Consider the following 25306-nt stretch of genomic DNA (forward strand, 5'->3'; position numbering starts at 1 on the left):
GTTCATGCCGTTTGCTCCAGACTTGTCGCTCGGCCCGCACGGGCTGCATGAACGACATTGGCTGCCCACCGCTCCGGCAAATCGTGCAGCGCGCGCGATAAGGTGTCGTTGCCCAATACACTGCCTTCAGTCGCGCGCCCGATGATCGACAATCCCGGTGTTGCGGCACCGTTCACCAGCGCCTGCGCTCGGCCATTTACGACAATGCCCTGCAATGCCCCCACGCTCAAATGACCGTCGCGCATCAGGCCGTTCAGGGGCTGCGACAAGGCTGCACTTCCAGCGGGCGGGATCGTCGCGTCAACTGTGACATCCGCAGCCATACCGCCATCGAGGTGGTTTAAGCTCACCAACCCGGTTCGTTCGAGGCAGATCAGTTTGCCGATATTCTGGGCAGGCGGACCGAAGGCCAGCCGTTCCATCTCGGTCGCGACAGTACGGAATAGGGCTGCGTCCGTCTCCGGTAGATCATGGTGGTTTATCCACGCAACGAGGTGGGGATAGCATCGCCGCCAAGTCTCGCCTAAGGCCCACAAGACGTCCGGTGGGCGGATACCGAGCGCAATCTCGAAGCCCGTGCGCAATTCATCTCGGCACCGTTCCGGGTCGAATACGGACCCCTGCCAGTGGGTGAAGACAGCCGCCGCAGTGCCAGGCGCGCTACTGATCGTTCGCTCAGCCATCTGCCGTATCGAGGGCCAAATATCACTAGTGAAAGTAGCGCTAGGTTTTTCCGAAAGAAGTGCTTCGAACGCGTCTAGCTGTGTCTCCCAATAGGCCTCATCTTGGGGGCGTGCGAACCGATCAACATCGACCTTGGCCCGCATCGGGCGTCCGGTGCGGCTGAACGGTGCGATCAACTGCGGCTCAAGGCCAGACGAGTGATAGACGTAGCCCTGCTCCGAGGGCGCGAAGGAACCGCCGCGCCCTTCGGTGAGTGCCAGCATCGTGTCGAGGAACGTTAGGGCGAACCCCTTACAGGCTACGGAGGTGCCTGGCGGTATGCGCGCCTTGGTCAACGCCAGATCTACGGGAAACGGAGAGGGAATCTCCTCGCTAAGATGGGGCCGACGCGTCCGGGACCAATCCTGGTGGCCAGTGCAAATTAGCAGCTCGTCAACGACGATGCTACCGGGTGAGATCATCCACCGGGCCTGGAACTGTCGTACGTCGTGGACCCTGACGGGGTGTATCGAGATCTGGAGGTTAGGCGGTGCGTTCGCGACCACTTGGCCAAAGCACCATGTGAGGTATTGGCCAACCACCGCGCGCGGAACGTATTCCTCCGCAGCCACCTTCTTGCCCTGGCTCATTAGCCATACCTGCAAGTCCGGCCCCCGTCCGCCGGTCCAGGCGTCGATCTTACCGGCCGGAAAATTCATCAGCAGTACATTCGGCTGCCCCGGATCGTAAATTGGACCCGCGCCCGGGTGGGGAGACTCTTCGAAAACATGGACATCGAAACTGTGCGATGGCGTTTTACGGGCTGCTTCGGACAATGAGTCCAATGCATAAAGCCCTTTGGGGCCGCAACCGACGATGGCGATTTCTCGATGCGCCTGACCTATGTGGAAGTTCATTGCAGACCAGCCAAGGCGCGAACCTCGTCCCCGGATGCGCCCAGCTCCCGTGCGACCCAATCGTCGTCGAAAACAGTACTCAAGTACCGCGAGCCTGAATCATGAAGGATTGCCACAGCGGTCTTGCCGGATAGTTCGTCCTGCATGCTGCGCACAGCTTCGAGTACGCCCCCCCCTGATCCGCCGACCAGGATGCCCTCGTGCTTAACGGCTCGACGGCAGCCAGCCACGCACGTGAGGTCGGATACGCGAACTAGGCCATCGAAACTTTGTCCTTGTGCCAGCTCGGGCAGGCGCCCCGCGCCCATGCCGGATATTTTTCTCGGTCCAGCCGTGCCGTCAAACAATGTGCTGCCTTCGGCGTCAACGGCGACAACTTTGGTCCTGCGCCCCTTTGCGCGCAGAAAGTCCCGGCAGCCCCGCGCTGTGCCTGTGCTGGAGCAGGCGACAAAAAGGTAATCGACCTGCCCAGAAAATGCGGCATCAATTTCCGCTACGGTCCCGGTTTCGTGCGAAGCGGGGTTGTCGAGGTTTGCATATTGATTTGGCCAGAACCGGTCAGCGGACTCTTCGAGCAGCACGCTCACCCGCTCCAAGCGAGCAGCAAGAAAATCACCGTCTAGCGCTTGGTCGACCAGCTCGATCTGTCCTCCCAAAGCGCGAATTATGTCGATATTTTGTGCCTGTGCATTTGGGTCTACCACGCAGATGAACTTCAGGTGGTGTAGAGCGCAGGCTTGCGCTAGGCCGATGCCCATATTCCCGGAAGAAGATTCCACAACCGTATCACCTGGTGAGAGGCGTCCATCGGCGAGGGCGCGCTCAATCATGTGACGGGCGGGTCGGTCCTTCGCACTTCCACCTGGGTTCAACGCCTCCAACTTGGCAAACAAGTTGACCGATGCCTTGTCTAGATAATGATGTAGACGCACCAATGGAGTCTGGCCAATAAGATCCAGAAGATTGTCGGCGACACGAGGGACTGAAGTGTGTGCAGGGGCAATATTTGTCTCAATGTTCACGATATCACCTATACGCAAAGACGACCGGTGCTGCCCGGTCTGGTGGAGGCGCCGCGCAGGAGATCACTGAGCGGGACACGGATGGAGGGGATTGAGAACTTGAGTAGGTGTCTCGAAGTTTTTGGTGGCATCATCTCGCCTCGGGCCGCAGCCGAGCGCACCATTTCAGGTGTAACCAATTCATCCGGCCGCCAAGCCGTCACTTCGACTTCTGCCGGATCGTCGTAGTCGACCTCGACACATGGGGCTAGGTCAGCGCCCAGAGCATTCAGTGCGGTGTACCGGTGATGGCCATCCAGCAATGTCCGACAGCGCCGCGCGATGATTAAGGGTCGCCAGATCGCTTGGTCAGTTCGAATGGACCGCGCAATACTGGCAGAGTGATCCGCGTTCACGAATTCATGCGGTCTAATCTCCACAAGCGGCCGAAGTACAACAGACATAGGGCGCATAACAAATGACCTTTTTAGGGTTAAGGATGAAGCGCCAGAATGGCCTGACCTCCATTTACGCCAATAACGTTCAATCTACTGAATTGTTCCAATCAGCCGATGCTACAATATTGGCTTGCAGAAGACCGCCCGCCGCTTGTCTCGTGGTCTGAAAATTTAGAAGCCCATCAGGCAGACAGCTCTCAGCCTAGGTATTGAGCCTTTCACCGCACCGGATGAATAAGCTCGCGAGCACGAACACAAAAGCGAAGGCAATAAGTCCGAGATAGCGTTCGTAAACGCCATCAATTCCATCGGGGAGGAAAAAGAAGACCGGTGCAGAAAACGCCCACACTACCGAAATGCCGACTAAAACTTTACCATAATGACGACCCGCACAGGCTGCCCCGTCGGACATCAGCCAAGGAATGATCGCCATGAGCAATCCCAGCGCGTAGACGAGATAAATATGGATCACCACGCCATCACTGTCGCTGTCGCCGTATTCATTACGAGCCCCAACCAGAAAGACGATCAGTCCTAGAAGGGCTAGGCCGATTGTTCCGAAGCTCCAGCCCTGTCCACCCATGTGAATATGTGCAGCCAACAATGCTATGGAAATGAGCGAACCTGAGAATGCATAGATGCCGATATCGACGATGTACTCAAATTCGCCGGCACCCAGATCGCTGATCGTGTCAGCAATCCAGTCATGGTTGGGGACAACAAAGTCCGCCACGAGGATGGAGAGAGCGAATACTAGGCAGCCGACTATGGAGTACCACCCAAGCACAATCACCAGCGTAGGTTCGGCTTCGAATGTTGATGATTTGGTCTGGTTGTTCATATCGATTCGCCGTCTGATCACGCCGGGTAGCAACCATCGAGGAGCTTGGCTCTTCCTGCTGCATGGAAGGGGCTACAACAGCCCCTTCGCTACGCTTACGTTTGCTGAAGCTGGTTAATCCCACCAGCCCTCATCAACCGATTCCATCTCTTCGAGCTGCTCTTCGGTCTTGCGCGTCACGATGGCATAGTTCTTGTCATCCACTGGTGTCAGGCGAATGTCTTCGACAGGGATCAGCACATGTTTGTCGCCGATATCTAGGAAGCCGCCAACTTCAGCCACGACACCAATCATCTTTCCACCGCGGTCCAAGACAATATCTTCGATTTCACCGATATCATTCCAGTCTGGGCCGACACCTTCGGCCTCCCAATTACCCCAAGTATCTTCGTCCATGGGGCCATTCAGAGTGTAGATATCTCCGCCAGTGATATCGCGTGTGCGGATCAGATTATCAGTATCCATCATTGTTTCCGCAACAGCAGGCGCTGCAACCATACCGGCAATAAGAGCAAAAGAGGTGAGGCGAGGCATATGACATTCCCTTTCTGTTTGCTTCAATGACCGAACAATCTCAGGACTGCTTTTGTTCCAAAAAAATATGCCTTGGGTTGAAAATGTGCAGGATAAGGAAGGCTGTTTGAGTGGTTTTGATAGATGTTTTCCGGCTCAGGTCGAAGGCTTCGGGAAGCATCGATGCGGCTAGCGCGGCTTCAATCGCCGGATTTTGCCTATCAGAATGGGAGAAGCCTTAGACAGGATGGCTGCACGCACGGCAGGTAGGCTGCCGTCTTATTGGCCCTTGGTCTGTGTGGAAACCTACTAGGCCATGGCGGCAGACTAAGTCGAATCTACCTAGGATGTCTCGCTGGCAGCTATCACATGTGACCTATTGGATCGATGTCAATTGGGCCGCTTGAACTCAAAACCAGAGGACCATTCCGCAAGCCTTTTCAAGAACACGTCATCACTGGATGTTGGCTGGTCAGTGAAGTTCGGAAGATCCCTGAGTACGGTACGTACCCCCTTCAAATTTCTCTTGTGCTCAAGCCAGTCCGCGGTGAACCGCAACAGCCCTTCGGGCAGGCGTAGGTGAGGGGCCGGGGTGGAGTAGTATAATGCGTGTGGCACACTGTTCAGGCTGGATACTAGATCTGCGAGGTGTTTCAGCTCGGTGGTGAGCTCGCCCCCAAGCTCCTGTCGTGCGGCCAAATGTGTCAAAAATGCACGCCCTGCTGCGACTGTTTGCGTGGTGTTCAAGACAAAACTTACAGAGAGTGTGAGCACAATCATGCCATTTACACCCACGAGAACGGTTACCAGTTCCCAACCTGCTGATCCCGGCTTGGTATTCCCTCCCCCAAGTGTGGACAGTGCTTCGCCGACATATCCTAGATCCAGTAATAGGCCCGCAGGTTGTCTGGTATCTGAGAGGACCACCGACCTCTCAGAACCTTGAAATATGAGAAACCAAGCCAGAGCAGTACCGATAACCCAGAACACGGCAATAGAGGCCATAACTATAGGCCCCACCGCGATACGACTGAAAGCGTTGATAGGCAGAAGGCGTTTCATCAGGTTCCAAGCCGCTTGGGCAACCCAACGGGACGGTAGCTTGCGATCCGTAATTGCAACCGTAGTCAGCAAAAAGTCTGAAAAAACCAAGAAGAGACTGATTAAGCCGATAAACATGAGTATCATAATTGGATAACGCGGCGAAGCGAGTTTGGTTTCTTAGAATTTTTACCGCAGCCGTTCCAGAAGGCCAAACGGCCGAACTTTCCTACTTGGAGCAGTGGTTGGAACTCGTCGCATGTCCGGTGTCCAGAGCGCTGGTCAGGGCAAAATGACGCCTTCGCCGTTGGATTCCGTCTGCGGTTGGCCTGCATTGCATCCATATCTGCTTTCATTGCGGCGGAGCTCATTCGATGCATCTGAACAAGCAGTGGACAGTTCCTATGGTCGGGCCCCCGACTGAGCATACAAAAAGTTGCCAGTGAGATGGCAACTTAACTCAAATTTATATCTTCTAGACCTATTCTTGCAGATGTACGTGCACAACACCGTGCGTATCTTGCTGGAGAACCGGTCACATGAAATTTCATTCATTTAATGCACCTGACCCAAATGCGCCTAATCGCCCCCTGGTGACGGTTTTTTGTGCTGTCTGGCATAAGCAGCCGAACAAATTGGAGCTATTGCGCTCCCATTGGGCCAACCTAAAGGCTCAGTCGATACCGGTAGAACCATGCTATATTTTCGACAATGGAGACCAGGCACCGGACTGGCTGGAAGCCCCATGGTATAGCTTCGATGAACCTCTAACGATCTACGAGGCTTGGTCGGCGGCAACCGCGCTTTCGCACACAAGATACATCATGAATCTCAATATGGATGATCGCCTGGCGACCAATGCTGTCCAAACTTTGGTTGCAACGGCTGACGCCACCAACTCAACACTGGTTGGTGGTGAGTGGCTGGTCAATTTCGATGAGAGTCACTTGGAGCAGAAATTCGGTGTGGAGGATCTCTGGGAGACGGGTTTCTCCGCCGACTGGCCACCAAGAAAGCAGGCAAATCTACGGCTCGGCAGCGGCACGGCGGAGCGGGGAACATATGGGCCGGCGACACTTTGGAACTTGGAGCAGGTGGGGCAGTGGTATCCAAGCTATTTCGGCAATCAATCACCGATCAAATCGATCGGAGACTCGATCTTTTGGCAAATGCTGGCCGACAAAAACTGCAAGTTCACTCGCATCCCTATGATCATTGGGCGGTACTACTCAGAAGAGGGATCGCAAGCTGAATTTCGGCCTCATAAGGATAACGATCACCTGCGCGCGCATGGTATCAGTTTGATTTCCTTCGCGAATTTTGTTCTCTCGGGAGACTATTCAAAATGGCCGGGGCTGAATCCGGAAGCTGTTGCTCCAGAAGCCGGACCACGTAACAGGATTGAACAAGCCAGTGACAAGCTGGCCGCCCAATTCCGCGCCATGGGTCTTGGGGCACAGTGCGCGCCACAAATGGCGTCAATGCAGTAACATGTTAAGACGTGTATTTTTAACCGGAAGCGGGGGCATTGTGGGCCGCCACGCTCTGAGGGCACTGGAGGCGCTTGCGCCTGACGCCGAGGTGTTGCGCAATACCGCCGATCTTACCAATCCGGGTGAAATTTCGCAGGCTATTGAGGAAGCTGGCCCAATCGATCTGGTGGTTCATCTCGCCGCAATGGTGCCAGTCAAGTCTGTTCAAGCCAACCCGGGTGCTGCTTTTGCAGTGAATGCCGGAGGGACGATTAACCTTCTCGCGGCGCTTGATGGCAGCGCGGCACGGATGCTTTTGTGTTCGTCCAGTCACGTCTACGCAAGCAAGGAGACTCCGCTTCGAGAGACCGACGCAACAGAGCCGGTGTCACTTTATGGTCAAACAAAGCTCATGTCAGAGCAGGCTGCGCAGCAAATTTGCGCGGTGACCGGTCGCTCACTTTGCATCGCACGATTGTTTTCGATCCACGATCCAGATCAAACCGGAAGCTACTTGCGACCGACTCTCGAGCAGCGCTTTGCTACCCATGCGCCAGAGACCCCTTTTGAGTTGTACGGAGCTCGCAGCCGTCGTGATTTTCTTTCTGCATCCGATGCAGCACGATTGATCACTAAACTTGCGCTCTCAAATGCCGAAGGTCCGGTCAATGTCGCTTCTGGGCACGCCATGACTGTGGCCGACTTTGCACAATCAATCGCTCCCTTTCCGCTGAATATTCGGCCCGTGGGCCAAAACGATACGCTTGAGGCTGATGTGACACGCCTACGTGCGATCCTTGGAGAACGCTATGACTAAGACAATTTCTATCGTCATCCCGACATTTAACCGTGCGGATATGCTTCCCAAAGCTATCGAGAGCGCACTTAACCAGACAATGCCATGCGAGGTGATTGTGTCTGACCACGGGTCGACGGATCATACTGCCCAGATCGCTGCAGAGTATGGTGCCAAAATCACTTACATCCGCCGGGAGAAAGACTTTGGCCCGCATTTTTGCTGGCTGGAAGGCGTACTGCATGCGACCGGAGAGTTTGTCCATCTGCAGTATGATGATGATTGGATTGCGCCTACCTTCATCGAAAAATGCGCGTCTGTCCTCAAGGATGATGTTGGGTTCGCCTTTACCGGCGCGGAAGTCATTGACGACAAAACCGGCAAACAGATGATGGTGCAGTTTTTGGAATGGCTGCCGGAGACAGGTATCTTCGACAACCGGCTAGCGGAGGAGAACATTGTCGGCTCTCTCATCTCGCCGGGCGCGGCGCTGTTCCGGCGTCAAGTGCTGATTGATGCGCTCTATCAGGGGCGCCTTCCGTTGCAGAACAGTGAATACCATGGTGTGGGTCCGGACATCTTTGCCTCGCTGTTGTCCATGCTGCGCTATCCCAAGGTGGGATTTGTCAAAGAACCTCTCGCAAGTTTTCGCGCCCACGAAGGGTCGATCACGATCGACGCCCTGACTGACAAACAAAAAGCAGCCAATATCGCCGCTGCCTACAATGAGGTGCGCCACTACTATGTCGAACTGAAAGCGATGCAGGCTGTGCGGGGGGCACAGGCATGAAGAATTTCCAACCTCCCCGCCCGATCACGCTTGCACAGGACACGATTTCGCGGCGTGAACTGCAGCAGACGGCAGATTGGATGATGGCTGGTAACCGCCTGACAAAGGCCGAGGAAACCGTCGCATTTGAGGAAGAGTTTGCGGCCTGGATGGGGTCCAAACATGCAGTATTCGTTAACTCCGGCTCTTCAGCAAATCTGTTGATGATATATGCTGCCCGTGAGGCAGGGCGGCTGCGGAACAATAAGGTGATTGCTCCTGCGGTTAGCTGGGTGACAACCGTGTCGCCGCTCATTCAGTTCGGGTTCGATGTCAGGCTCTGTGACTGTGATCCGGTGAACCTTGGTCTGGATCTGGAGCATTTGGAACAGCTCTGCAAGGATGAGGCCCCTGCGATGCTGATCCTTGTGCATGTGTTGGGTCATGCCAATCACATGAAAGCGATCCAAGACATTTGTGACCGTTACGATGTGCTGTTGCTGGAAGACAGCTGCGAAGCGCTTGGCTCGGTCAGCGGCGGACGCAAACTCGGCTGCCATGGTGCTGCGGGTAGTTTTTCATTCTATTATGGCCACCATATCTCAACGATCGAGGGTGGGATGGTGGTGACCGACGACAGTGAGTTGCATCAGGTCATGTTGTCGCTTCGCTCCCACGGCTGGAGCCGGGATCTGAACCCAACGCTGCGGGATCAACTGCAGCAGGACCACAATATTGACGATTTCCGCAATCTTTATACTTTTTATTACGCCGGCTTTAACTTGCGCTCAACCGACCTGCAGGCATTCATCGGGCGACAGCAGATCCTGAAGCTTGACGATATCTGCCGCGTACGGGCACGCAATTTCGACACCTATGCCGAAGAATTGCACGGGTTTTATGCTCAGGATAGCGAGACTGATCTACTGTCCTCTTTTGCCTATGGCACGCTGGTTGAAAATAGAATGGACGTGTTTGAGCATTTGAGAGCGCAGCAGATTGAATGCCGGCCGCTCATCTGCGGCAACATCGCTCGTCATCCATTCTGGATCCGGCACTATGGGCGTCAGGTTTTGCCAAATGCGGATATGATCCATGACTACGGGATCTACCTGCCAAACCACCACAACCTGTCGACTGCGGATGTGATCAGCGTCGCCAGCGCCTTCAAAGATGTGGCGCAGCCCAAAACTATGCGTGATCGTGCAGCCTGAGCTGCATCTGAGGTCTGATTGCAAGAACAACGGATAAAATAATGCCAATTGTAAAAAAAGCCCTCATCACCGGTGTAACGGGTCAGGATGGGTCCTACCTTGCGGAGTTTCTTCTGGAGAAGGGCTATGAGGTGCATGGGCTGAAGCGGCGGGCGTCGTCGTTCAACACGGCGCGGGTGGATCATATCTATCAGGATCCGCATGTGGATCATGCCCGGTTCAAACTGCATTACGGCGATCTGACCGACACGTCGAACCTGACCCGCCTGCTGAGCGAGATCGAGCCGGATGAGGTCTATAACCTCGGCGCGCAGTCCCATGTGGCGGTCAGCTTTGAGGCGCCGGAATATACCGCCGATGTGGATGGCATCGGCACCCTGCGCCTGCTGGAGGCGATCCGCTTTCTGGGGCTGGAGAAGAAGACCCGGTTTTATCAGGCCTCCACGTCTGAGCTCTATGGTCTGGTGCAGGAAACCCCGCAGCGCGAGACCACGCCGTTTTACCCGCGCTCGCCTTATGCGGTGGCCAAGCTGTATTCCTACTGGATCACGGTCAACTACCGCGAGGCCTATGGCATCTATGCCTGCAACGGCATCCTGTTCAACCACGAGAGCCCGCGCCGGGGCGAGACCTTTGTGACGCGCAAGATCACCCGCGGCCTCGCCAATATCGCCCAAGGCCTCGAGGAGTGTCTTTATATGGGCAATATCGACGCGTTGCGCGACTGGGGTCATGCCAGAGATTACGTGCGCATGCAGTGGATGATGCTGCAGCAGGAGGCGCCTGAGGATTTTGTGATTGCCACCGGCAAGCAATATTCGGTGCGCCAGTTCATCACCTGGTCGGCGCAGGAACTGGGGCTGACGCTGGCGTTTTCGGGCGCAGGTGTCGAGGAAATTGCCACGGTGACCGCGATTGAGGGCGATATGGCCCCGGCGCTGAAGGTGGGCGATGTGGTGCTGCGCATTGACCCGCGCTATTTCCGCCCCGCTGAGGTGGAGACACTGCTGGGCGATCCGTCAAAGGCGAAGGAAAAACTGGGCTGGGAGCCGGAAATCACCACCCAAGAGATGTGCGCCGAAATGGTGCGCGAAGACCTCAAGACCGCCCGCCGCCACGCCCTGCTGAAAGAGCACGGCATGGATCTTCCGGTCAGCATAGAGGGCTGAGAGCAGCCTTTCGGGTGGCCTGTCAAAGCTACACAGGCCACCCATTGGGGCTGTTGTCGGCCAATACCTCAGAGTGAGAGAGATGGGCGACTTTCCATCGTAGATCAGGAAATCAGCCGGATTGCGACACGAGTTCAAATGTCGCGTTCTCGTTTAACTCTTGGATCCCCTGCGCGATGCCGACACCATTCCCGCTCCCATTTTTGGCGCCTTCCGTGTTGAGCGATAGATAGTAGCCAGACAGTGTCGAGCATTCGAAGGCAACACGATTGGGGCCGACAAAGCGCATTAGCCATTTTTCAAGTGCGCCGCAGCTAAACTGGCAGTTAATCGGCTTGATCTGTTGCGGTGATGGCGTTCCAATGCGCACATAGCAATTGGACCATTCCGCCGACAATAGGGCTACTGTGCCGCCATCCTGTGGGGTCAGAATAAACTGTTCCCATGGTCCGGCCCCAATTTGGGCATTAACCGTTCCTGCCCCTTCAGGGGCGGGCTTGTCGACGCCATTTGCATCCATTCGAAGATAAGCGTCATCATATGCGACACATTTGAGAGCATAGGTCAGATTTTGGGTCGCTACTGCAGCAGCATTTTCGTCAAGTATACCAAGGTTCATTGCGAATACTCCTTTAGGGTCAAAGAAGGTTTGAATAGCACAGATACAACCTATAGGAGAGTTAAATCCTCATTACCCCATCGCAATTGCAAAGTGATCTGGAGCGTAAGTGGCAGTTTCAACCGCTTTTTCCGGTTGTCCAGGATATCCAGAGGTTCAGTCATGTTCCGCAGGGTGCGCTGGAAGTCGGTAGAGGACGCACAAACGTTCTTTGCAAGGCTCTGACCCGTACGGGTATCGTCGCGGACACTGTTCATATTCTGACCCGGTGAGGAGATAGCGCCACAGGTCGCATTGGCATTCCTGCCATAGGCTTCGGCGCAGATCGGTGTGGCACTGCTAGCTCCCGCCTGGCGTGACCGTAACCGCATGTTGAGGAAAACTGTACATTGAGACAAAATCAGCTGACCGCAGGTCAGAGGAAAAGGGGCGCTGCCAGGGCACCGGCCAGTCGGCCTATCGTCTGTTTCATTAAGATCATGCTAAGAATTTCGACCATGGACGTGGCTCTTCTGAAGGTGACGGTTGTTATCGCAGTCCTCGGAAAAGGGACCGAGTAGCGGAACATTCCAAGGCAGCTGAACGTTGTGTAGTATTGGAAAAACAGGAGTTGCATATGACCGAGGCCAGACCCCCCGGCGAGGATCTCATTCAAGAAGAATGTGAGAATGAGGCGGTCGAGGAGGCGACGGGCCTTTCTCCCAGGTTAATCTTTGAAACCATACGTCGCAATGGCGAAGAAGAGCTCGAACGCCCGATCCGGGCGCTTTGGTGGTCAGGGATTGCTGCTGGGTTGCTGATCAGTTTTTCGGTGCTGGGCAAGGCGGTATTCAAGACACATCTGCCGGAGGCCAGTTGGTCACCTCTGGTCGAAAACCTCGGCTATTCTTTAGGCTTCTTGATGGTGATCTTGGGGCGCATGCAACTCTTCACCGAGAACACTATCACCACCGTGGTGCCTGTCATGTTGCGCGGAGACAAAGCGAGTTTTCTGCGCACGGCGCGGCTTTGGGCGGTTGTGCTGGCAGCGAATGTCGTCGGTGCCTTTCTTATCGCCTCGTTTTTTGCGTTGACACCTGTGCTGGATGCAGATCTGCGTGCGGCCATGTTGAAAATCAGTGAGCATGCGACCGGTATGCCGCCTCTTATAGGCCTGATCAGCGGTATTCCATCGGGAATTTTGATCGCTGCTATTGTCTGGATGCTGCCCTCAGCACAGCACAGCGAAATTCCTCTAATTGTCATCTTTACCTGGATGATTGCGGCGGGCGATTTCACTCATATCGTGGCCGGATCGGTCGAAATGGCGTTTTTGATGGTGCAGGGGTTACTGCCTTTGGGACAGGCGATCTTTGGGTTCTTCATCCCGGTTCTTGTTGGCAATGTCATTGGCGGCACCGCGGTGTTCACCGTGTTGACCTATGCGCAGATCAAACCGGAGATACCCGAACACAGGCCATGATCTCAGAACAGATCCGGACCGGACGTCTTTGCGGTTGGGGTCAGATTGGGAACTTTCCGTTGTTAAAAGCGTTTTCTCAGCAGACGATAACGACAGAATGAGGAAGAGCGATGATAAACTGGCCATTGATTTTCTCTCTGATTGCAGCGGCTTCGGCGGTGCTGGCATTCGGAGGCATCGCAACCGGATTAGCCTTGGCTGCAAATGTGGTGTTTCTGATTTCAATGTTTTTACTTGGATTGGCACTGATCGATCGGACACTCTGCGATTGAATTTACAACACTCAGCAGGCGGCGCAAAAAGCTAGGTTACCTGACCTGTCTGAGACAAAAGGAACGCGATCCCTTGGGAACGCGTTTTTTTGCCCTTAGGGGCCTTAGGGGCCGACGGTCTCCTCCGCGAAACTAGGATGAATGCCGGTGACAGCTGCCAAGGCTTCAGCGGTCGCACCGCTTGCCAGGAGAGCAGCAAATGGGGCGATCATCTCAGGTGCAGCATGGTTGACCAAGGCAACGCCAGTCAGAACATCGTCGACAAAGGTACTCGCGAAAAATGAATTCGCTGCGGTGCCGTCGTCCAATACATCGCTGGCGAGATTCGCAATGACCTCTCCGTCGTCCTGCCCCTCTGACAAGGACCCAATCTGGGCCACGGGCGGGATCGTGTAGGCTGATTGCGGAACGAGATCCAGATTGATCTGATCGGCGCCCGCCCCAAAATGTTGCGCGGCGAAACAGGCGCCATCGCGTGTCGCCACCGGTGTCAGGGGCAGACGGTTTGCGACATCACCGATCGCATAGATGCCGGGAATCGAGGTTTGGAAACGTTCATCAATGGCCAAGGCTCCGGTTTTCGCGTGAGCAATGCCCTGGAGGCCCGGCCCCAGATTGTCCGTATTAGGCACCCGCCCGACCGCTGCAATGACACGATCAGCATATTGAATGCTGCCGTCGTCAAAGCTGACCTTAAACATGGCCCCATTGAGATCGATCTTAACCGGTTTGCAGCCAAACCCGATGGTCACGCCCTGTTTTTCGAGACCAGCTTGAACGCAGTCGACAGCGGGGGCGTGAAACTGTTCCAGCAACCGGTTGCCATCGGTCATAAGCTGGACCTCGCTACCGAGTGCTGCGAATATGCTAGCGAACTCGCAGCCGATATAGCCACCGCCGATAATAAGCAACCGACCAGGCAAATCGGCCCAGCGGAAGACATCATCGCTTGTCGCGGCAAGTTCTCCTCCTGGAATATCCAGAGCGCGCGGCCGCGCACCGGTTGCAAGTAACAACTTGCCCGGTCGAAAGATATCGCCGCCGGCGTGAACCTGACCGCCCTCGTCAATCTCGGCGGTTGCGCGCAGCAGGTGAACGCCGGCCTGTTGCAGATCTTCTTCGAAATGGCGATTGAGCCGATCAATCTTTGCGTCTGATCGGCGGCGCAGGGCGGCAAAGCCAAACGGAGGCTTGTCGGTCAGGCCAACCTTGGCCATTTCTTTCAAGCCCTGCTGCTGGGCCGCTGCGCACCACATTAGTTTTTTCGGCGTGCAGCCCCGGTTGACGCAGGTTCCACCCAGTTCAGCCCGCTCGATCATGACGACAGAAGCGCCCAGCCGTGCGGCGGTTTTTGCTGCGGCCAACCCGCCGGAACCACCACCAATCACCACGAGGTCATGGGTGGCGGTGGGGTAAGAGGTTAAATGGCTCATGGGTATCTCCGATCAGATTGAGTCATGACCCCAACCCGCAGGCACTGTGTAAGTTCCAAGAAACAAAACCGCGTCTGAAGCGTTGGTTTGTCAATTCAGGAGAGACATCATGCCAAATCAGCCAGAATATCGAGGGGATAAGTCCAAAGAGACAGCTTCCGCTATGCTCCACGCTGGGGACGATACCCAGGTTATGGGGGGGAATGCGACGAATAAACCTCGAGGCCGAGATGAACTGCGTACTGAGGGCATGGCAGGTAATAGTGCTGTCGCCACCAATCAGGAGCGACCCTCCGGCGCAGAGGGTTGGCTGGGGAAGTTTCCCGCCTCAGTGAAATTGTTCTGGTGCGCTTGGGCCCGCATGGGTGAGGCCCATGGCGGGCTACTGGCGGCCGGTGTTGCATTCTACGGGCTTCTGTCCGTGTTTCCCGGCATCACTGCAGCGGTTGCCCTGTTTGGTTTGTTTGCTGATCCGACATTGATTACCGAACAGTCCACCTGGCTTACCAGTCTGCTACCGTCGTCGGCGGCGGAGCTGGTGAACAAGCAACTGGTTCAGGTTGCAGGGGCACGGCCCGACACGCTCGGCTGGGCCGCAGCTGCCTCAGCAGCACTGGCATTGTGGTCGGCGTCGCGCAGCACCGATAGTGTGATCCAAGGTTTGAACGTCATTTTTGGCACGACGGAGCAGCGCAGCTTTATTGTTCTAAAGCTCGTGACTGTCACCATCACGCTTGCCGCAATCTGTGGTGCGCTTCTGCTCTTATTGATCGTCGCAGCAATTCCGGCAGCAATTGCGCTATTTGGGGACTCCGCCCTGCTGGCTGGTGTAACTCAACTGCTGCGTTGGCCTTTGATGTTTGTGGTGGGGATCGCCGGAATTTCGCTGCTTTACCGCTTTGGCCCTGACAGGTCGGGTGAGGGCTGGAAGCTGTTCACCCCCGGCGCAATTCTCAGCTGCGCGCTTTGGGTGGCCGGGAGCATAGGGTTCAGCCTCTATGTGCAGGCGTTCGGCAGCTATAACGAAACGTTCGGGGCTTTGTCGGGGGTGATCATTTTGCTGACTTGGATGTGGCTTTCCGCCTTTGTCATCCTGTTTGGCGCAGGGTTGGACGCTGAAAGACGGGCAGACACCATGGCCGATTGTGCCCCACTGTCGGCAGAGGCGGAAAGCGGCGCGGAGGTGGGTGATAGCCGGTCGTCCTCCGCTGCCGCCTGAGAAACACTGGCGAGCAGCGACCAGATCGATTGTCAGTTGGCAGACTCGTCCTGTACCTCACTCAACCGCGCGCCAAGGGCCGCGCCAAGCCCACTGAGAATGGCGAGGAGGGCCAAAACAGGGGCGGCTCCAAACGCATCGGCAAGTAGCCCAAAGCCACCACCGAGCAGTATGAGCACTCCAATCAGCGTATTGGAAAGCGCGGTATAGACAGATGTGTGCCCATCGGTGTCCATGTCCGTCAGATGGGTCTTTCGTCCGGCGCGCGCGCCTTGATAGGCGATCTGCGCCACAAAGACGAAACCAGCGACCACGATACCTGCAGGCGCTCCGGCGGTCCAGCCGACAGCTGCCGCCGCAGCCAGTGTCACGGCACTTAATGCACCTGAGATCATCAGGGTCTGGCGGCTGGAGCGATCCGACAGCTTCCCCCAGATATATGACGACACAATCGCGGCAATCGATGACGCCAGGACCAACAGGCCAAGGTTGCCAAAACCGCTCTCCGCGTCCCGGCCACCAAGCATCACGAGAAACGGTGGCGCCAGGGCGGTTGAGACCAGCAGCGCTCTTGTGCCGATATAACGGCGCAGTTCGTAGTCTTCCTTGAGGGGGCGCAGCAGCTGGTTCGGGGCAAAACCTTCAGCCTCCTGGGGTGCGGCTTCGGGCTCATCCAGCCGCGCAAAAATGGCTGCTGAACCAAGCCAGAACACCCCTGCCAAGGCAACCACCAGCGAGATTGCGACAGTCGTGCGTGGCAAGAGGCCAGTGCTGAGAAGAACGGCGAAGAGGAACACGCCACTGGCCGCGAGCGTCCCCGCCGTCCCCGAGACCGAGCCGCGTTTGCCCTTGTCCACGGTGCGGGCCAGAATATCCTTGTAGCTGGCAGAGCATGCCGACCGCGCCACCGCGAGCAGCGCCAGACAAGCTAGAATGACCCAGCCTGCCGCAACCCCCGGCAGCAGCAAAGCCGCTGTTGCAATGCCGAGTGCCGCCAGTCCCTGCAGGCCCGATCCTGCAGCCCAATAGTATTTGCGCTGGCGACTTTGTTCGATGCGCTGCGCAAGCGCCAGCTGCGGCAGCAGTGAGCCGGATTCACGCACCGGAACCAGTACGCCGATCAGGTAGCCCGGTGCTCCGATGGCGTTAAGCAGCCACGCCAGCACCAGTTTAGGGTCAATCAACCCGTCGGCCAGCTTGGTTGCAGTCAGTGCGGTAACATGGGTGGCAACCCGGTCAGCAGCCTGCTGATTTGGAGCCTTCGCATCTGTGATCAGCCTATAAATCGAATGTGCCACACCCATGATGTCTTTTGCCTCGCAACTGTACCTCTCGCTCCCTGCGATATGGTTCAGAGCATTAATAAGTCTATGGGCGGCGCGCCACATATGCGGTGTCAGCCGCTTGCACGCGCGCGCTTCGCAACCTTCAGCAGACGTTGAAATGTCGGGCATTCCATATGCGATGGGGCAGGGCAGTCTGCGACATGGCGGATTGCGTCACGCAGGGTCGACAGGCTGCGGATCTGCTGATCCAGCTGGTCTGCGCGCTGATGTAGCTCTGCGCGGGGCAGGTCTGGCTGGCCGTCGGAACCAAACATACCGGAAATTTCCGCCAGCGTGAAATCGGCAGCCTTGCCAAGCGCGATCAGCGAGAGCTGCAAGAGCGTCTCCGGTCCGAACTGCCGCCGCAATCCCTTGCGGCTCAGCGAGGTAATCAGGCCGAGTTCCTCGTAATACCTGAGCGTGGCGGGAGTGACGCCACAGCGGGCAGCAACCTCTCCGATATCATATAGGCGCATCGATTTCCCCTCTTGACCTAAAGTGGACTTGAAGTTGCAGGGTGCTTGAGAGTGCTGAATATCACAACAGGAGTATCGCATGTCCGGGCAGATAGTTTCAGGATCCGACGCCATCTGGAAGGATCCGCGCGCCATAACATTGTTGCTGGCGGCAACCTTGACGATCATGGCAAATGCGACCATCAGCCCGGCGCTGCCTGGCATCGAGGCAGAATTCTCCGGAAGCCCGAATGCGGCTTTGCTGACGCGGTTCTTGGTACCTGCACCGTCGCTTTCCGTTCTGATTTTCGCGCCCGTTGCAGGATGGCTTGCAGATCGATACGGGCGGCGCTGGATGCTGCTGCTTGGTGTCGTGCTCTTTGCGTTCAGCGGTGTCGCGGGGCTCATGTTGCCGGACCTGACTTCCATCATGATCAGCAGGCTGCTGCTCGGGGTGGCGGTCGCTATGATCATGACCGCACAAACCGCGCTGATCGGCGATTATTTCGTCGGCGACGCGCGGCGCAGTATGATGGGGTTGCAGACCTCGGCGCGCAACTTTGGTGGGTTGCTGTTCATCACCTCTGCCGGGTGGCTGGCGCTGATATCTTCGCGGCTGCCGTTTGCCATCTACGGGGCCGCAATCATCTTGGCGCCTTTGGTCTGGCGGCACGTGACAGAGCCGGATCCTCTGCGTCAGAACAAACATGCTGCCGGGCCTGAAGGTGGTACAGCTCACGCAAGATGGCGGATGTTGCTTGCAGGACTGGCGCTGCTGCAGATGATCACCAGTCTGGTCTTCTTCATGATGCCAACCCAATTGCCGTTTTTCCTTGCTGCACAGGGCGGGGACCATGCGGCAAAAACCGGGTTGATGCTGGGCATGCTGACGCTAACTGGTGCCATGACGGGATTCTTCTACCTCCGTATCAACCGCATTCTTCAGGAGGCTGGTTCTTATGCGTTGGGGTATACCCTGATGGCGGGTGGGTTCCTGCTGCTGACGATTGACGGTGATCTGTGGCACAGCCTTGCGATGGTTGCGATTGGTGGCGGGTTGGCAACCGTGATGCCAAATTTCATTGCCTTGGCTCTTGCATTATCGCCAGCCAACCGGCGCGGTATCGTTGCAGGGGCGTTGATGGCCTCGGTGTTTCTGGGACAGATACTGTCACCGGCTGTGAGCATTCCGGGAATCGCCGCACTTGGATTTCAGGGGATGTTTCGTGCGGCGGCTGTGCTGTTGGCCTGTCTGGCACTTGGTGCTGCAATGTGGGCCCTGATTCCCCGGCTCAATATGATTCTTGTTGAGCCATTCAGGGGGCTACGCCGCTCAAGATAGGTCAAATTGGCAGCATCACACCACCGCGCGTTAAGATATTGCAGATAAAACCTAACAGAGCGTTAAGGTCGAGTTTTGGTTTTCTGAAAGTTAATCCCGCTGTTTGCCGCGGGTCTTGTCGTCAGTGAGAGCCGGGCCTGCCGCTTTGTGGCAGCCTTGCCACGGCGCTGCCGCATTGGGGCGGGTGCCGGAAGTCGATGGCCGAACAGTCGTGGTTTGCCATCTAGATTTGTCGAGTAATTATAGGGGTTTATTAAAAAGTTAATAAAAACACTGAGAAATTGTGTGCGCTCTGAGGTTTTTTTGCGATGATGGGTCATCAAAACCCTGGGGGGGGTACTGATTTGTTAGTAGTGACTTATTTCGCCCATGGTTTCGGCCATGTTTGGCAGTTTCGCGCCTCAATCCAGCCGCAGCCTTGCACCAATGTGTGAGCGTGGGAATTTGGAGAGGGCGATGAAACGCATTTTAGCTGCTTTTGCGGCATGCCTCCTGCTTGGCATGCCTGATAGCGCTGCTGCGGAGGAACCGCAGACCAGCATTACCTCCGTCGTCGGTTGGGAGGCCGTAGGTCGGCTGAACATTTCGGGGCGGAACATGTGTACCGGGGCGCTGGTGGCGCCTGATTTGGTCGTGACAGCCGCGCATTGTGTCTACGACCCGGTCACGGGGCGTCAGGTTGACCCGACCAGCATCCGCTTCGACGCTGGGCTAAACGGACGTCGAGCAAAGGCGGCGCGGTCAATTACAAAGACGGTTGTCCATCCAAGTTATCAATACGGGCAACCGGGCGACTCTCAGCTTGGCAATGACATCGCGATCCTTCGGTTGGATCGCCCCATCAGTCGCAAGATGATCCAGCCTTTTGAATTGGCCAATCGCCCGGCGCGCGGCGCGTCAGTTGAGGTCCTCTCGTATTCGATGGCGCAACAGAACCGCCCTAATCTGGAGCAAAACTGCCATGTCTTGGCGCGGCAGGCGCAAATATTGGTGATGACCTGCAGGGTTGATTTCGGTGCTTCCGGAGCGCCGGTGTTTGATGTGGCGCCGGGCCGGATGCCGCGACTGGTCTCAGTTATTTCGGCCAAGGCGGCGGTGGGCAATCGCCGGGTTTCCATCGGAACCTCATTTGACCGCACAGTGATTGCGATGATGCGTTCTGCCAGCTGATGTGAGGATCTGACGGGGTAAACCGGCATTGAGACCGGGTCGAGCAGCCCCCGTTGGCCCATTCGGACAGAGGCATTTCAGATGTTCTACCGGCAAAGCATCTGCCTGATACTAGAGTTCCTTTGAACTGCGCTCCCTGACCGGCGCAGCCTTGGACTGAAATCAGTTCAGCAACAAGACGCTACTATAGAGCCTGGCCCCGACTGGATCGCAGCGGGCGCGTTGAGGTGTGCCCCTAAGGTTCGCGCAGCGCCTCGCGGGATTTATACAGCGGCTTTAGCATGTAGTTGAGGATCGTCTTGCTACCGGTCTGCAATTCTGCCGTGGCGCGCATACCTGGACGGATCTCAATCGCCTGCTGGCGTTCGGTAAACTCCGACCGGTCCACTTTCACCGTAACACGATAATAAGGTTCGGCACGCGGATTGCGTTCGTCCTCGAATGTATCTGCGGAAACAAAATCCACCTTGCCACGCAGCGAGCCATAGATGGTGTAGTCATAGGCCGAGAGTTTGATCGTGGCATCCTGTCCGGGTTGCACGCTGGCGATATTCTCGGGCTTCACCCGCGCTTCGACAAACATCTCCTCACCCAGCGGGATGATTTCGACAATCTCCTCGCCCGGGCGGATCACGCCACCGATGGTGGTAACGGCCAGACTGTTGACAATCCCTGCCATGGGGGAGGTGATCACGGTCCGGTTCAACTGATCCTGCGCCAGCCGCAGTTCCTGCCGGTAGGAGGTCAGCTCACGCAGCGTTTTGGAGTAGTCCTCCGCCAGCTCAAGCTCTGACTGGGTGCCGATTTCATTGTATTTCGCCTGCGCATCGCTCACAGATTTTTGCGCGCGATTGACCTCGATCAGCGCGACGATCTCTTTTTTATAGAGGCGCTGCATGTTGGCCAATTCATCCTTCAACTGGTCAAGGATTTCGCGGGCACTGGCGCGACGGCTGGTAAAATCTGTCTGACGGGCATTCAGAAGCGCCCGTTCAGACGTATAAATTCCGGGAGAGCGATCCGCCAATTCCTCCGGCACCTTGAAGTCGAAGGCACCTTCCAGCTCGGCCTCAAGCCGGTACTGTTTGATTTCCAAGGCGTCGATCCGGTCCTGCAGATCATCTGCAGCGGCGCGGAATTTGGTGTCTTGCAGGCGGGCAAGGATCTGTCCGGCCTTCACCGCATCGCCCTGATGGACATGCAATTCAGCCAGAATGCCGCCCTCAAGGTTCTGCACGATCTGGGAGCGCGAAGAAGAGACAACCTCGCCATCCGCGCGCACGATTTCATCAACCCAGGCAAAGCTGGCCCAGAGCAGAAACACCACCAGCGCGCCTGCGACCAGATAGATGATACGGCTGGCCCCGCGTGAGGTTTCGCGAAGATCGTAGCCGGTTGAGGTCATTTGGTTTCCCCTGCCGCGAGATGGGCCAGAACTTGGTCACGCGGGCCATCGACCACCATCCGGCCCGATTGCAGGATCAGCGTCCGATTGGTCAGCGACAGGATCGGCATCCGGTGCGTCGCAATCACGGTCGTGCGGCCTTCAAGCCAGGTTTCCAAACGGCTGACCAGGGTGCGTTCCAACGTCTGATCCAGCGCCGCCGTGGGCTCATCCAGCAGCACGATTGACGGGTTCTGCAACCACAGGCGTGCCCAGCCGATGGATTGGCGTTGCCCGATGGAAAGACCGCCGCCGCCGTCGAAAATTTCCAGATCGAGGCCCTTGTGGTGGTTGCGCACATGCGCGCCCAGGCCGGCAAAATCCAGCGCTGTCATCAACCGGTCGTCGTCGCGCTCCAGCTGGTTCAGGTTCAAGTTTTCGCGCAGGGTGCCGGCAAACAGGCGGACATCCTGGCTGAGATAGCCAATGTGGCGGCGCAGATCGCGCGGGTCGATCTGGGTCATATCGGTGCCGTCGATCATCACCCGGCCGCGATCCGGCGCATAAAGCCCCGACATCAGTTTGAGCAGCGTGGATTTGCCCGAGCCATTGACGCCCAGCACGGCAACCCGCTGGCCCGGTGTCACCGCGACACCCGGCACATCCAGCGTCGGCGCGCCATCTTCGTCATAGCGGAACATCACTTCGCGCAGTTCAAACCGCCCTTGCAGGCTGTCACGGCGCAGATAGGATCGTTCGTCTTCTTTTTCCTGAGCAGAATTGGCGATGGCATCCAGCCCCTCCAGCGCGCCTTTCACATTGCTCCAGCGGGCAAGTGTCGCGGCGAACTGGGTTAGGGGAGCCAGCGTCCGGCTGGTCAGAATGCCCGTCGCAATGATGGTCCCGACGGTGAATTCACCGGCAAACACCATCAACGTACCAACCACAACCGACCCGATATAGGTCGCCTGCTGCACACCCTGCGACCAATGGGTCAGGGCGCTGGACAGGCGGCGCTGCTCGGTTGCGGCATGGGTGGACAAGGTGTTCAACTCGTCCCAAAGGCGTAGCACACGATCTTCGCCGCGCTGGCTCTTGAGGGTGTCCAGCTCATTCACCACCTCATGCAGCAGGCGACCAGCCTTGGCATTGGCCCCTTGGGTCTGACGTGTCAGAGCAATCATGCGCTTCTGCATGAAATAGGCGGGCAACAGCATCAGAATGCCGCCAGCGATGATGATCCAGACAATCGGGCCGGCAATTGATGCCACCAGCAGCAGGAACACGGCGATGAAGGGGATATCAGCCAGTGTCGAAATCGTTGTCGAGGTGAAGAACTCGCGCACCGATCCAAAGTCACGCATCGCGGCAAACAAGCCTGACGGGGGCAGCGGTTTCTTGTCCGACCGCATCCCGATCAGACGGCGCATCAGGTTGTTCTGAACCGAGAGCTCAATTTGGCGTCCGGCGGCATCGGTCAGCCGGGCACGGGCCAGTTTCAGCAGCGCCTCCAGCATGATGGCGAGGAAAGCACCAACCGCCAGCACCCAAAGCGTCGCGTGGGACTGGTGCGGCACGACACGGTCATAGACCTGCAGGGAGAAGAGCGCGACCGAGACTGCCAGAATATTGGCAACCAGCGAGCCGAGCATGATTTCACCGACCTGACGGCGGTATTTGGGGAATTCCCCCCAAAACCAATGGTCACTTTCCAGCTGCGGCGTATGACGCGCGGCGATCTGTTTCAGCGAATTGCGCGCACCCAGCGTGGTGCCGGTAAAATAGGGGCCGAACTCGCCCACCGGAACATCGGCGCGATTGTCCGTGCAGGTGGTGTCATAGACGCTGAGCATGTCGCGACTTTGCGACAGCACCAGCACACATTGGCCGTTGTTCATCATTGCCAGCGCGGGCCAGCTCTCGGCGGTGAGAGGCACCTGATGATTGATCTGGGCCTGCATGCCGGTGGTTTGTAGCGCACGCGCAAGCGAGTCCACAGAGACATCGCCGGGATCGTTGCGCCACATGTGTTCGGCAACGTCACTGAGGGCGACATTGGTCCCTTTGAGGGCGGCAAAGGTCGCGATTAATGCGGCGCGGTGCTGAATGCGGGCTGTCGCATCCTCAATCAGTGCGCTGACCTCACCTATGTCACCGTCTTCCAGCAGGCCAGTTAGATCCACCTCAGCCATCGGCGGGGCTGCGGGGCCGGGTGTGGGCGTAGGTGCAGCCGAAGCTGGCGCCAGATGTGGTGCGGCTTGGGTCTCTACAGCACGGAGTACAGGTTTGCCGCCGCTGGCGCGTGCAGCATCATCCGGCGCGCGGGGGGCTGGGGGGACGGTCCGCAGCACGGTGTCATCTGTCGGGCGGTTGGAATTGCTCAAATCCGGTCCCCATCGGCCAAAAGCCCCATATCGCTTGCCAGTGCCAGCTGGATCAGAACGACTTCGTATTTTGCATCGATATGGGCGTGTTCGCGGCGTACCACTTCTTCATAGATGGACACCACATCCATGACCGAGCGTTGCCCGGCCTTAAACTGTGCCTGAAACAGGCGATAGGTCTCGCGGCTGGTCTGCGCCAGAGTTGCGGCTTCGGCCTCTTGTCTGCGATAGGAGGCAAGGCGCTGCATCTGCCGGCTGTAGTCGCGGCGCGCGTCTTCCTCGACTTCGGAGACCTGACGTTTGGCAATTTCCTTGGAGGCTTCAATCGCCTTCAGCGCGGCCGGGGTACCAAGGCCAAAGGGCTGCGCCAGATCCAGTGTCAGACCCGCGCCGGATCCATCACTGGTGACATTGCCCGCTGCAGAGACCTGCGGCAGCAGACCGGCGCGTTCCATTTTGGCCTGTTCCACACTGCGGGTGGCCTCGGCTTCCGCCTTGAGAACAGTCAGATAGGTTCCGGCTTCCGGCGGGGAGGCCAGATGCAGGTGGCTCGGGGTTTCAGCGAAGCTCTGACCGGTGATCGCCTTCAGCTCTGCGGTCGCCGTTGCGCTGGCGTCCTTGGCTGTCGCCACAGCAGAGCGCATACCATTGATTTTGCTCTGCACCACATTGAGATCGGCGCGATCCGAGACGCCGCCTTCAACGCGGCCCAACACGATACGCTCGAATTCATACATCCGTGACAGGGCGCGGGTGCCGATGGCGGCTTTCTCGGAGCCGCGCAGCCCGGACACATAGAGGCTTAGAGCGGTTTCGACACGCTCATTCATATCAATCGACAGGTTGACGGCGGCCACCTCGACGTCGGCGGCAGCAAAGGCGCGCTCTGCCTTGCGACGGCCGTTGTCGAACAGCACCTGTTCAATCAGGATACCCGCCACCAGGTCGCCGAGATCCGTGAGACTGACAGAAGGCCCCAGCGTGGGTAGCCAGTTTTTCGACTTAGCTTCGGCGCGCAGTTTGGCGCTGGTCAGTTCTGCCTCCGCGGCACGGGCAGAGGCGGAGATCGTTGACTTGGCCACGACGTCATAGACGCTGCCGTCTTCCAGCAGCGATTGGCGCTGCATCAGCGTGGAGATCACGGCTGAAGGGTTCTTGGCATCTGGCTGGGCAAAGCTGCTGGCGCGACGGCTGACATCCGTATCGGCGCCTTCGCCGGGTTTGGCAAAGGGCAGGGATTGCATACAGGCAGACAGGCAGCACAACAGTGCCACCGCGCCAATGGGTCGTCCCAATTGCATCCTGCCCCCTCGCATCGCCTGTGTCCTTACCCTTGTGTCCGGGTATTTGGTCGAGAGGGTCAGCTATAGTGTTTGACCGCCCCCCG

22 protein-coding genes are annotated in these 25306 nt (G+C 57.2%); 10 read left to right on the forward strand and 12 right to left on the reverse strand.

Features of this window, described 5'->3' with window-relative positions; translation table 11 throughout:
* Positions 1-2: 2 nt before the first annotated feature.
* The 5 genes from phaeop14_RS00710 to phaeop14_RS00730 form a co-directional block, all read right to left on the reverse strand.
* Positions 3-1580, reverse strand: coding sequence for an FAD/NAD(P)-binding protein (locus phaeop14_RS00710; protein ID WP_096788454.1), 1578 nt, complete (start codon positions 1578-1580; stop codon positions 3-5).
* Complete coding sequence (gene sbnA / locus phaeop14_RS00715; RefSeq protein WP_040178146.1) at positions 1577-2602, reverse strand: 2,3-diaminopropionate biosynthesis protein SbnA; 1026 nt, start codon at positions 2600-2602, stop codon at positions 1577-1579. Before sbnA ends, phaeop14_RS00710 begins: the two co-directional genes overlap by 4 nt.
* A gap of 639 nt (positions 2603-3241) precedes the next feature.
* Positions 3242-3880, reverse strand: a complete 639-nt coding sequence (locus phaeop14_RS00720; RefSeq protein ID WP_096788455.1) for a DUF998 domain-containing protein — start codon at positions 3878-3880, stop codon at positions 3242-3244.
* A gap of 114 nt (positions 3881-3994) precedes the next feature.
* Positions 3995-4414, reverse strand: a complete 420-nt coding sequence (locus phaeop14_RS00725) for a PRC-barrel domain-containing protein (protein WP_096788456.1) — start codon at positions 4412-4414, stop codon at positions 3995-3997.
* 369 nt (positions 4415-4783) lie between these two features.
* On the reverse strand, positions 4784-5572 hold the full coding sequence (locus phaeop14_RS00730; RefSeq protein WP_145957385.1) for a hypothetical protein: 789 nt from the start codon (positions 5570-5572) through the stop codon (positions 4784-4786).
* A gap of 401 nt (positions 5573-5973) precedes the next feature.
* On the opposite strand from phaeop14_RS00730, the gene phaeop14_RS00735 reads away from it, so the two are divergent.
* Genes phaeop14_RS00735 through gmd form a run of 5 tightly spaced genes read left to right on the forward strand, consistent with a single transcriptional unit; the run spans position 5974 to position 10854 of the window.
* Positions 5974-6924, forward strand: coding sequence for a glycosyltransferase family A protein (locus tag phaeop14_RS00735; protein ID WP_040171506.1), 951 nt, complete (start codon positions 5974-5976; stop codon positions 6922-6924).
* A 1-nt stretch (position 6925) separates the two neighbouring features.
* Positions 6926-7723: an NAD-dependent epimerase/dehydratase family protein gene (locus phaeop14_RS00740; RefSeq protein WP_096788458.1), complete on the forward strand. Its 798-nt coding sequence runs from the start codon at positions 6926-6928 to the stop codon at positions 7721-7723.
* Complete coding sequence (locus tag phaeop14_RS00745; RefSeq protein ID WP_241770562.1) at positions 7704-8492, forward strand: glycosyltransferase family 2 protein; 789 nt, start codon at positions 7704-7706, stop codon at positions 8490-8492. Before phaeop14_RS00740 ends, phaeop14_RS00745 begins: the two co-directional genes overlap by 20 nt.
* Positions 8489-9685 (forward strand): DegT/DnrJ/EryC1/StrS family aminotransferase, encoded by a 1197-nt coding sequence (locus phaeop14_RS00750; protein WP_096788459.1) that lies wholly within the window; start codon positions 8489-8491, stop codon positions 9683-9685. Before phaeop14_RS00745 ends, phaeop14_RS00750 begins: the two co-directional genes overlap by 4 nt.
* A 41-nt stretch (positions 9686-9726) precedes the next feature.
* On the forward strand, positions 9727-10854 hold the full coding sequence (gmd, locus tag phaeop14_RS00755) for a GDP-mannose 4,6-dehydratase (protein ID WP_096788460.1): 1128 nt from the start codon (positions 9727-9729) through the stop codon (positions 10852-10854).
* Positions 10855-10966: 112 nt separating this feature from the next.
* Here the strand turns inward: gmd and phaeop14_RS00760 are convergent, their stop codons facing one another.
* The gene (locus phaeop14_RS00760) at positions 10967-11473 is read right to left on the reverse strand and encodes a fascin domain-containing protein (protein ID WP_096788461.1); all 507 of its coding nucleotides are present in this window, start codon (positions 11471-11473) and stop codon (positions 10967-10969) included.
* A 616-nt stretch (positions 11474-12089) separates the two neighbouring features.
* Here phaeop14_RS00760 and phaeop14_RS00775 point away from each other — a divergent pair.
* Entirely contained in the window at positions 12090-12935 is an 846-nt protein-coding gene (locus phaeop14_RS00775) for a formate/nitrite transporter family protein (RefSeq protein ID WP_096788464.1), read from the forward strand.
* Positions 12936-13045: 110 nt separating this feature from the next.
* Positions 13046-13207: a DUF1328 domain-containing protein gene (locus tag phaeop14_RS00780; protein ID WP_096788465.1), complete on the forward strand. Its 162-nt coding sequence runs from the start codon at positions 13046-13048 to the stop codon at positions 13205-13207.
* Positions 13208-13311: 104 nt separating this feature from the next.
* On the opposite strand, the gene phaeop14_RS00785 is transcribed toward phaeop14_RS00780, so the two are convergent.
* Positions 13312-14640, reverse strand: a complete 1329-nt coding sequence (locus phaeop14_RS00785; protein WP_096788466.1) for a dihydrolipoyl dehydrogenase family protein — start codon at positions 14638-14640, stop codon at positions 13312-13314.
* 250 nt (positions 14641-14890) lie between these two features.
* Here phaeop14_RS00785 and phaeop14_RS00790 point away from each other — a divergent pair, with 250 nt between their 5' ends.
* Entirely contained in the window at positions 14891-15859 is a 969-nt protein-coding gene (locus phaeop14_RS00790) for a YihY/virulence factor BrkB family protein (protein ID WP_244905795.1), read from the forward strand.
* A 32-nt stretch (positions 15860-15891) separates the two neighbouring features.
* Here phaeop14_RS00790 and phaeop14_RS00795 read toward each other — a convergent pair whose 3' ends face one another.
* Both phaeop14_RS00795 and phaeop14_RS00800 read right to left on the reverse strand, forming a co-directional pair.
* Entirely contained in the window at positions 15892-17163 is a 1272-nt protein-coding gene (locus phaeop14_RS00795) for an MFS transporter (protein ID WP_096788468.1), read from the reverse strand.
* Positions 17164-17255: 92 nt separating this feature from the next.
* On the reverse strand, positions 17256-17660 hold the full coding sequence (locus phaeop14_RS00800) for a helix-turn-helix domain-containing protein (protein ID WP_040171477.1): 405 nt from the start codon (positions 17658-17660) through the stop codon (positions 17256-17258).
* A gap of 79 nt (positions 17661-17739) precedes the next feature.
* Here phaeop14_RS00800 and phaeop14_RS00805 point away from each other — a divergent pair, with 79 nt between their 5' ends.
* Together phaeop14_RS00805 and phaeop14_RS00810 are read left to right on the forward strand one after the other, a co-directional pair.
* A complete protein-coding gene (locus tag phaeop14_RS00805) occupies positions 17740-18981 on the forward strand; it encodes an MFS transporter (protein WP_040171476.1) in 1242 nt (413 codons plus the stop codon).
* 456 nt (positions 18982-19437) lie between these two features.
* Positions 19438-20151 (forward strand): trypsin-like serine peptidase, encoded by a 714-nt coding sequence (locus tag phaeop14_RS00810; protein ID WP_040171473.1) that lies wholly within the window; start codon positions 19438-19440, stop codon positions 20149-20151.
* Positions 20152-20386: 235 nt separating this feature from the next.
* Here phaeop14_RS00810 and phaeop14_RS00815 read toward each other — a convergent pair whose 3' ends face one another.
* Genes phaeop14_RS00815 through phaeop14_RS00825 form a run of 3 tightly spaced genes read right to left on the reverse strand, consistent with a single transcriptional unit; the run spans position 20387 to position 25220 of the window.
* Positions 20387-21556 carry an HlyD family type I secretion periplasmic adaptor subunit gene (locus phaeop14_RS00815; protein WP_040171470.1) on the reverse strand — a complete coding sequence of 390 codons (1170 nt, stop codon included), beginning with the start codon at positions 21554-21556 and terminating at the stop codon, positions 20387-20389.
* Positions 21553-23919 carry an ATP-binding cassette domain-containing protein gene (locus phaeop14_RS00820; RefSeq protein WP_040171467.1) on the reverse strand — a complete coding sequence of 789 codons (2367 nt, stop codon included), beginning with the start codon at positions 23917-23919 and terminating at the stop codon, positions 21553-21555. The genes phaeop14_RS00815 and phaeop14_RS00820 overlap by 4 nt, the downstream gene beginning before the upstream one ends.
* Positions 23916-25220 carry a TolC family protein gene (locus phaeop14_RS00825; protein WP_096788469.1) on the reverse strand — a complete coding sequence of 435 codons (1305 nt, stop codon included), beginning with the start codon at positions 25218-25220 and terminating at the stop codon, positions 23916-23918. The genes phaeop14_RS00820 and phaeop14_RS00825 overlap by 4 nt, the downstream gene beginning before the upstream one ends.
* Between the last annotated feature and the right edge of the window lie 86 nt (positions 25221-25306).

It is taken from the genome of Phaeobacter piscinae, assembly GCF_002407245.1.
In the GTDB taxonomy this organism is placed as follows: Bacteria; Pseudomonadota; Alphaproteobacteria; order Rhodobacterales; family Rhodobacteraceae; genus Phaeobacter; species Phaeobacter piscinae.

What these genes read in the sequence shown, in the direction of transcription:
- phaeop14_RS00710 (WP_096788454.1), bottom strand. Translation starts at nt 1,580, where the DNA reads ATGAACTTCCACATAGGTCAGGCGCATCGAGAAATCGCCATCGTCGGT.
- gmd (WP_096788460.1), top strand. Translation starts at nt 9,727, where the DNA reads ATGCCAATTGTAAAAAAAGCCCTCATCACCGGTGTAACGGGTCAGGAT.
- phaeop14_RS00800 (WP_040171477.1), bottom strand. Translation starts at nt 17,660, where the DNA reads ATGCGCCTATATGATATCGGAGAGGTTGCTGCCCGCTGTGGCGTCACT.
- phaeop14_RS00805 (WP_040171476.1), top strand. Translation starts at nt 17,740, where the DNA reads ATGTCCGGGCAGATAGTTTCAGGATCCGACGCCATCTGGAAGGATCCG.
- phaeop14_RS00790 (WP_244905795.1), top strand. Translation starts at nt 14,891, where the DNA reads ATGGCAGGTAATAGTGCTGTCGCCACCAATCAGGAGCGACCCTCCGGC.
- phaeop14_RS00750 (WP_096788459.1), top strand. Translation starts at nt 8,489, where the DNA reads ATGAAGAATTTCCAACCTCCCCGCCCGATCACGCTTGCACAGGACACG.
- phaeop14_RS00730 (WP_145957385.1), bottom strand. Translation starts at nt 5,572, where the DNA reads ATGTTTATCGGCTTAATCAGTCTCTTCTTGGTTTTTTCAGACTTTTTG.
- phaeop14_RS00780 (WP_096788465.1), top strand. Translation starts at nt 13,046, where the DNA reads ATGATAAACTGGCCATTGATTTTCTCTCTGATTGCAGCGGCTTCGGCG.
- phaeop14_RS00775 (WP_096788464.1), top strand. Translation starts at nt 12,090, where the DNA reads ATGACCGAGGCCAGACCCCCCGGCGAGGATCTCATTCAAGAAGAATGT.
- phaeop14_RS00810 (WP_040171473.1), top strand. Translation starts at nt 19,438, where the DNA reads ATGAAACGCATTTTAGCTGCTTTTGCGGCATGCCTCCTGCTTGGCATG.
- phaeop14_RS00740 (WP_096788458.1), top strand. Translation starts at nt 6,926, where the DNA reads ATGTTAAGACGTGTATTTTTAACCGGAAGCGGGGGCATTGTGGGCCGC.
- phaeop14_RS00785 (WP_096788466.1), bottom strand. Translation starts at nt 14,640, where the DNA reads ATGAGCCATTTAACCTCTTACCCCACCGCCACCCATGACCTCGTGGTG.
- phaeop14_RS00825 (WP_096788469.1), bottom strand. Translation starts at nt 25,220, where the DNA reads ATGCAATTGGGACGACCCATTGGCGCGGTGGCACTGTTGTGCTGCCTG.
- phaeop14_RS00720 (WP_096788455.1), bottom strand. Translation starts at nt 3,880, where the DNA reads ATGAACAACCAGACCAAATCATCAACATTCGAAGCCGAACCTACGCTG.
- phaeop14_RS00725 (WP_096788456.1), bottom strand. Translation starts at nt 4,414, where the DNA reads ATGCCTCGCCTCACCTCTTTTGCTCTTATTGCCGGTATGGTTGCAGCG.
- phaeop14_RS00735 (WP_040171506.1), top strand. Translation starts at nt 5,974, where the DNA reads ATGAAATTTCATTCATTTAATGCACCTGACCCAAATGCGCCTAATCGC.
- phaeop14_RS00815 (WP_040171470.1), bottom strand. Translation starts at nt 21,556, where the DNA reads ATGACCTCAACCGGCTACGATCTTCGCGAAACCTCACGCGGGGCCAGC.
- phaeop14_RS00760 (WP_096788461.1), bottom strand. Translation starts at nt 11,473, where the DNA reads ATGAACCTTGGTATACTTGACGAAAATGCTGCTGCAGTAGCGACCCAA.
- phaeop14_RS00795 (WP_096788468.1), bottom strand. Translation starts at nt 17,163, where the DNA reads ATGGGTGTGGCACATTCGATTTATAGGCTGATCACAGATGCGAAGGCT.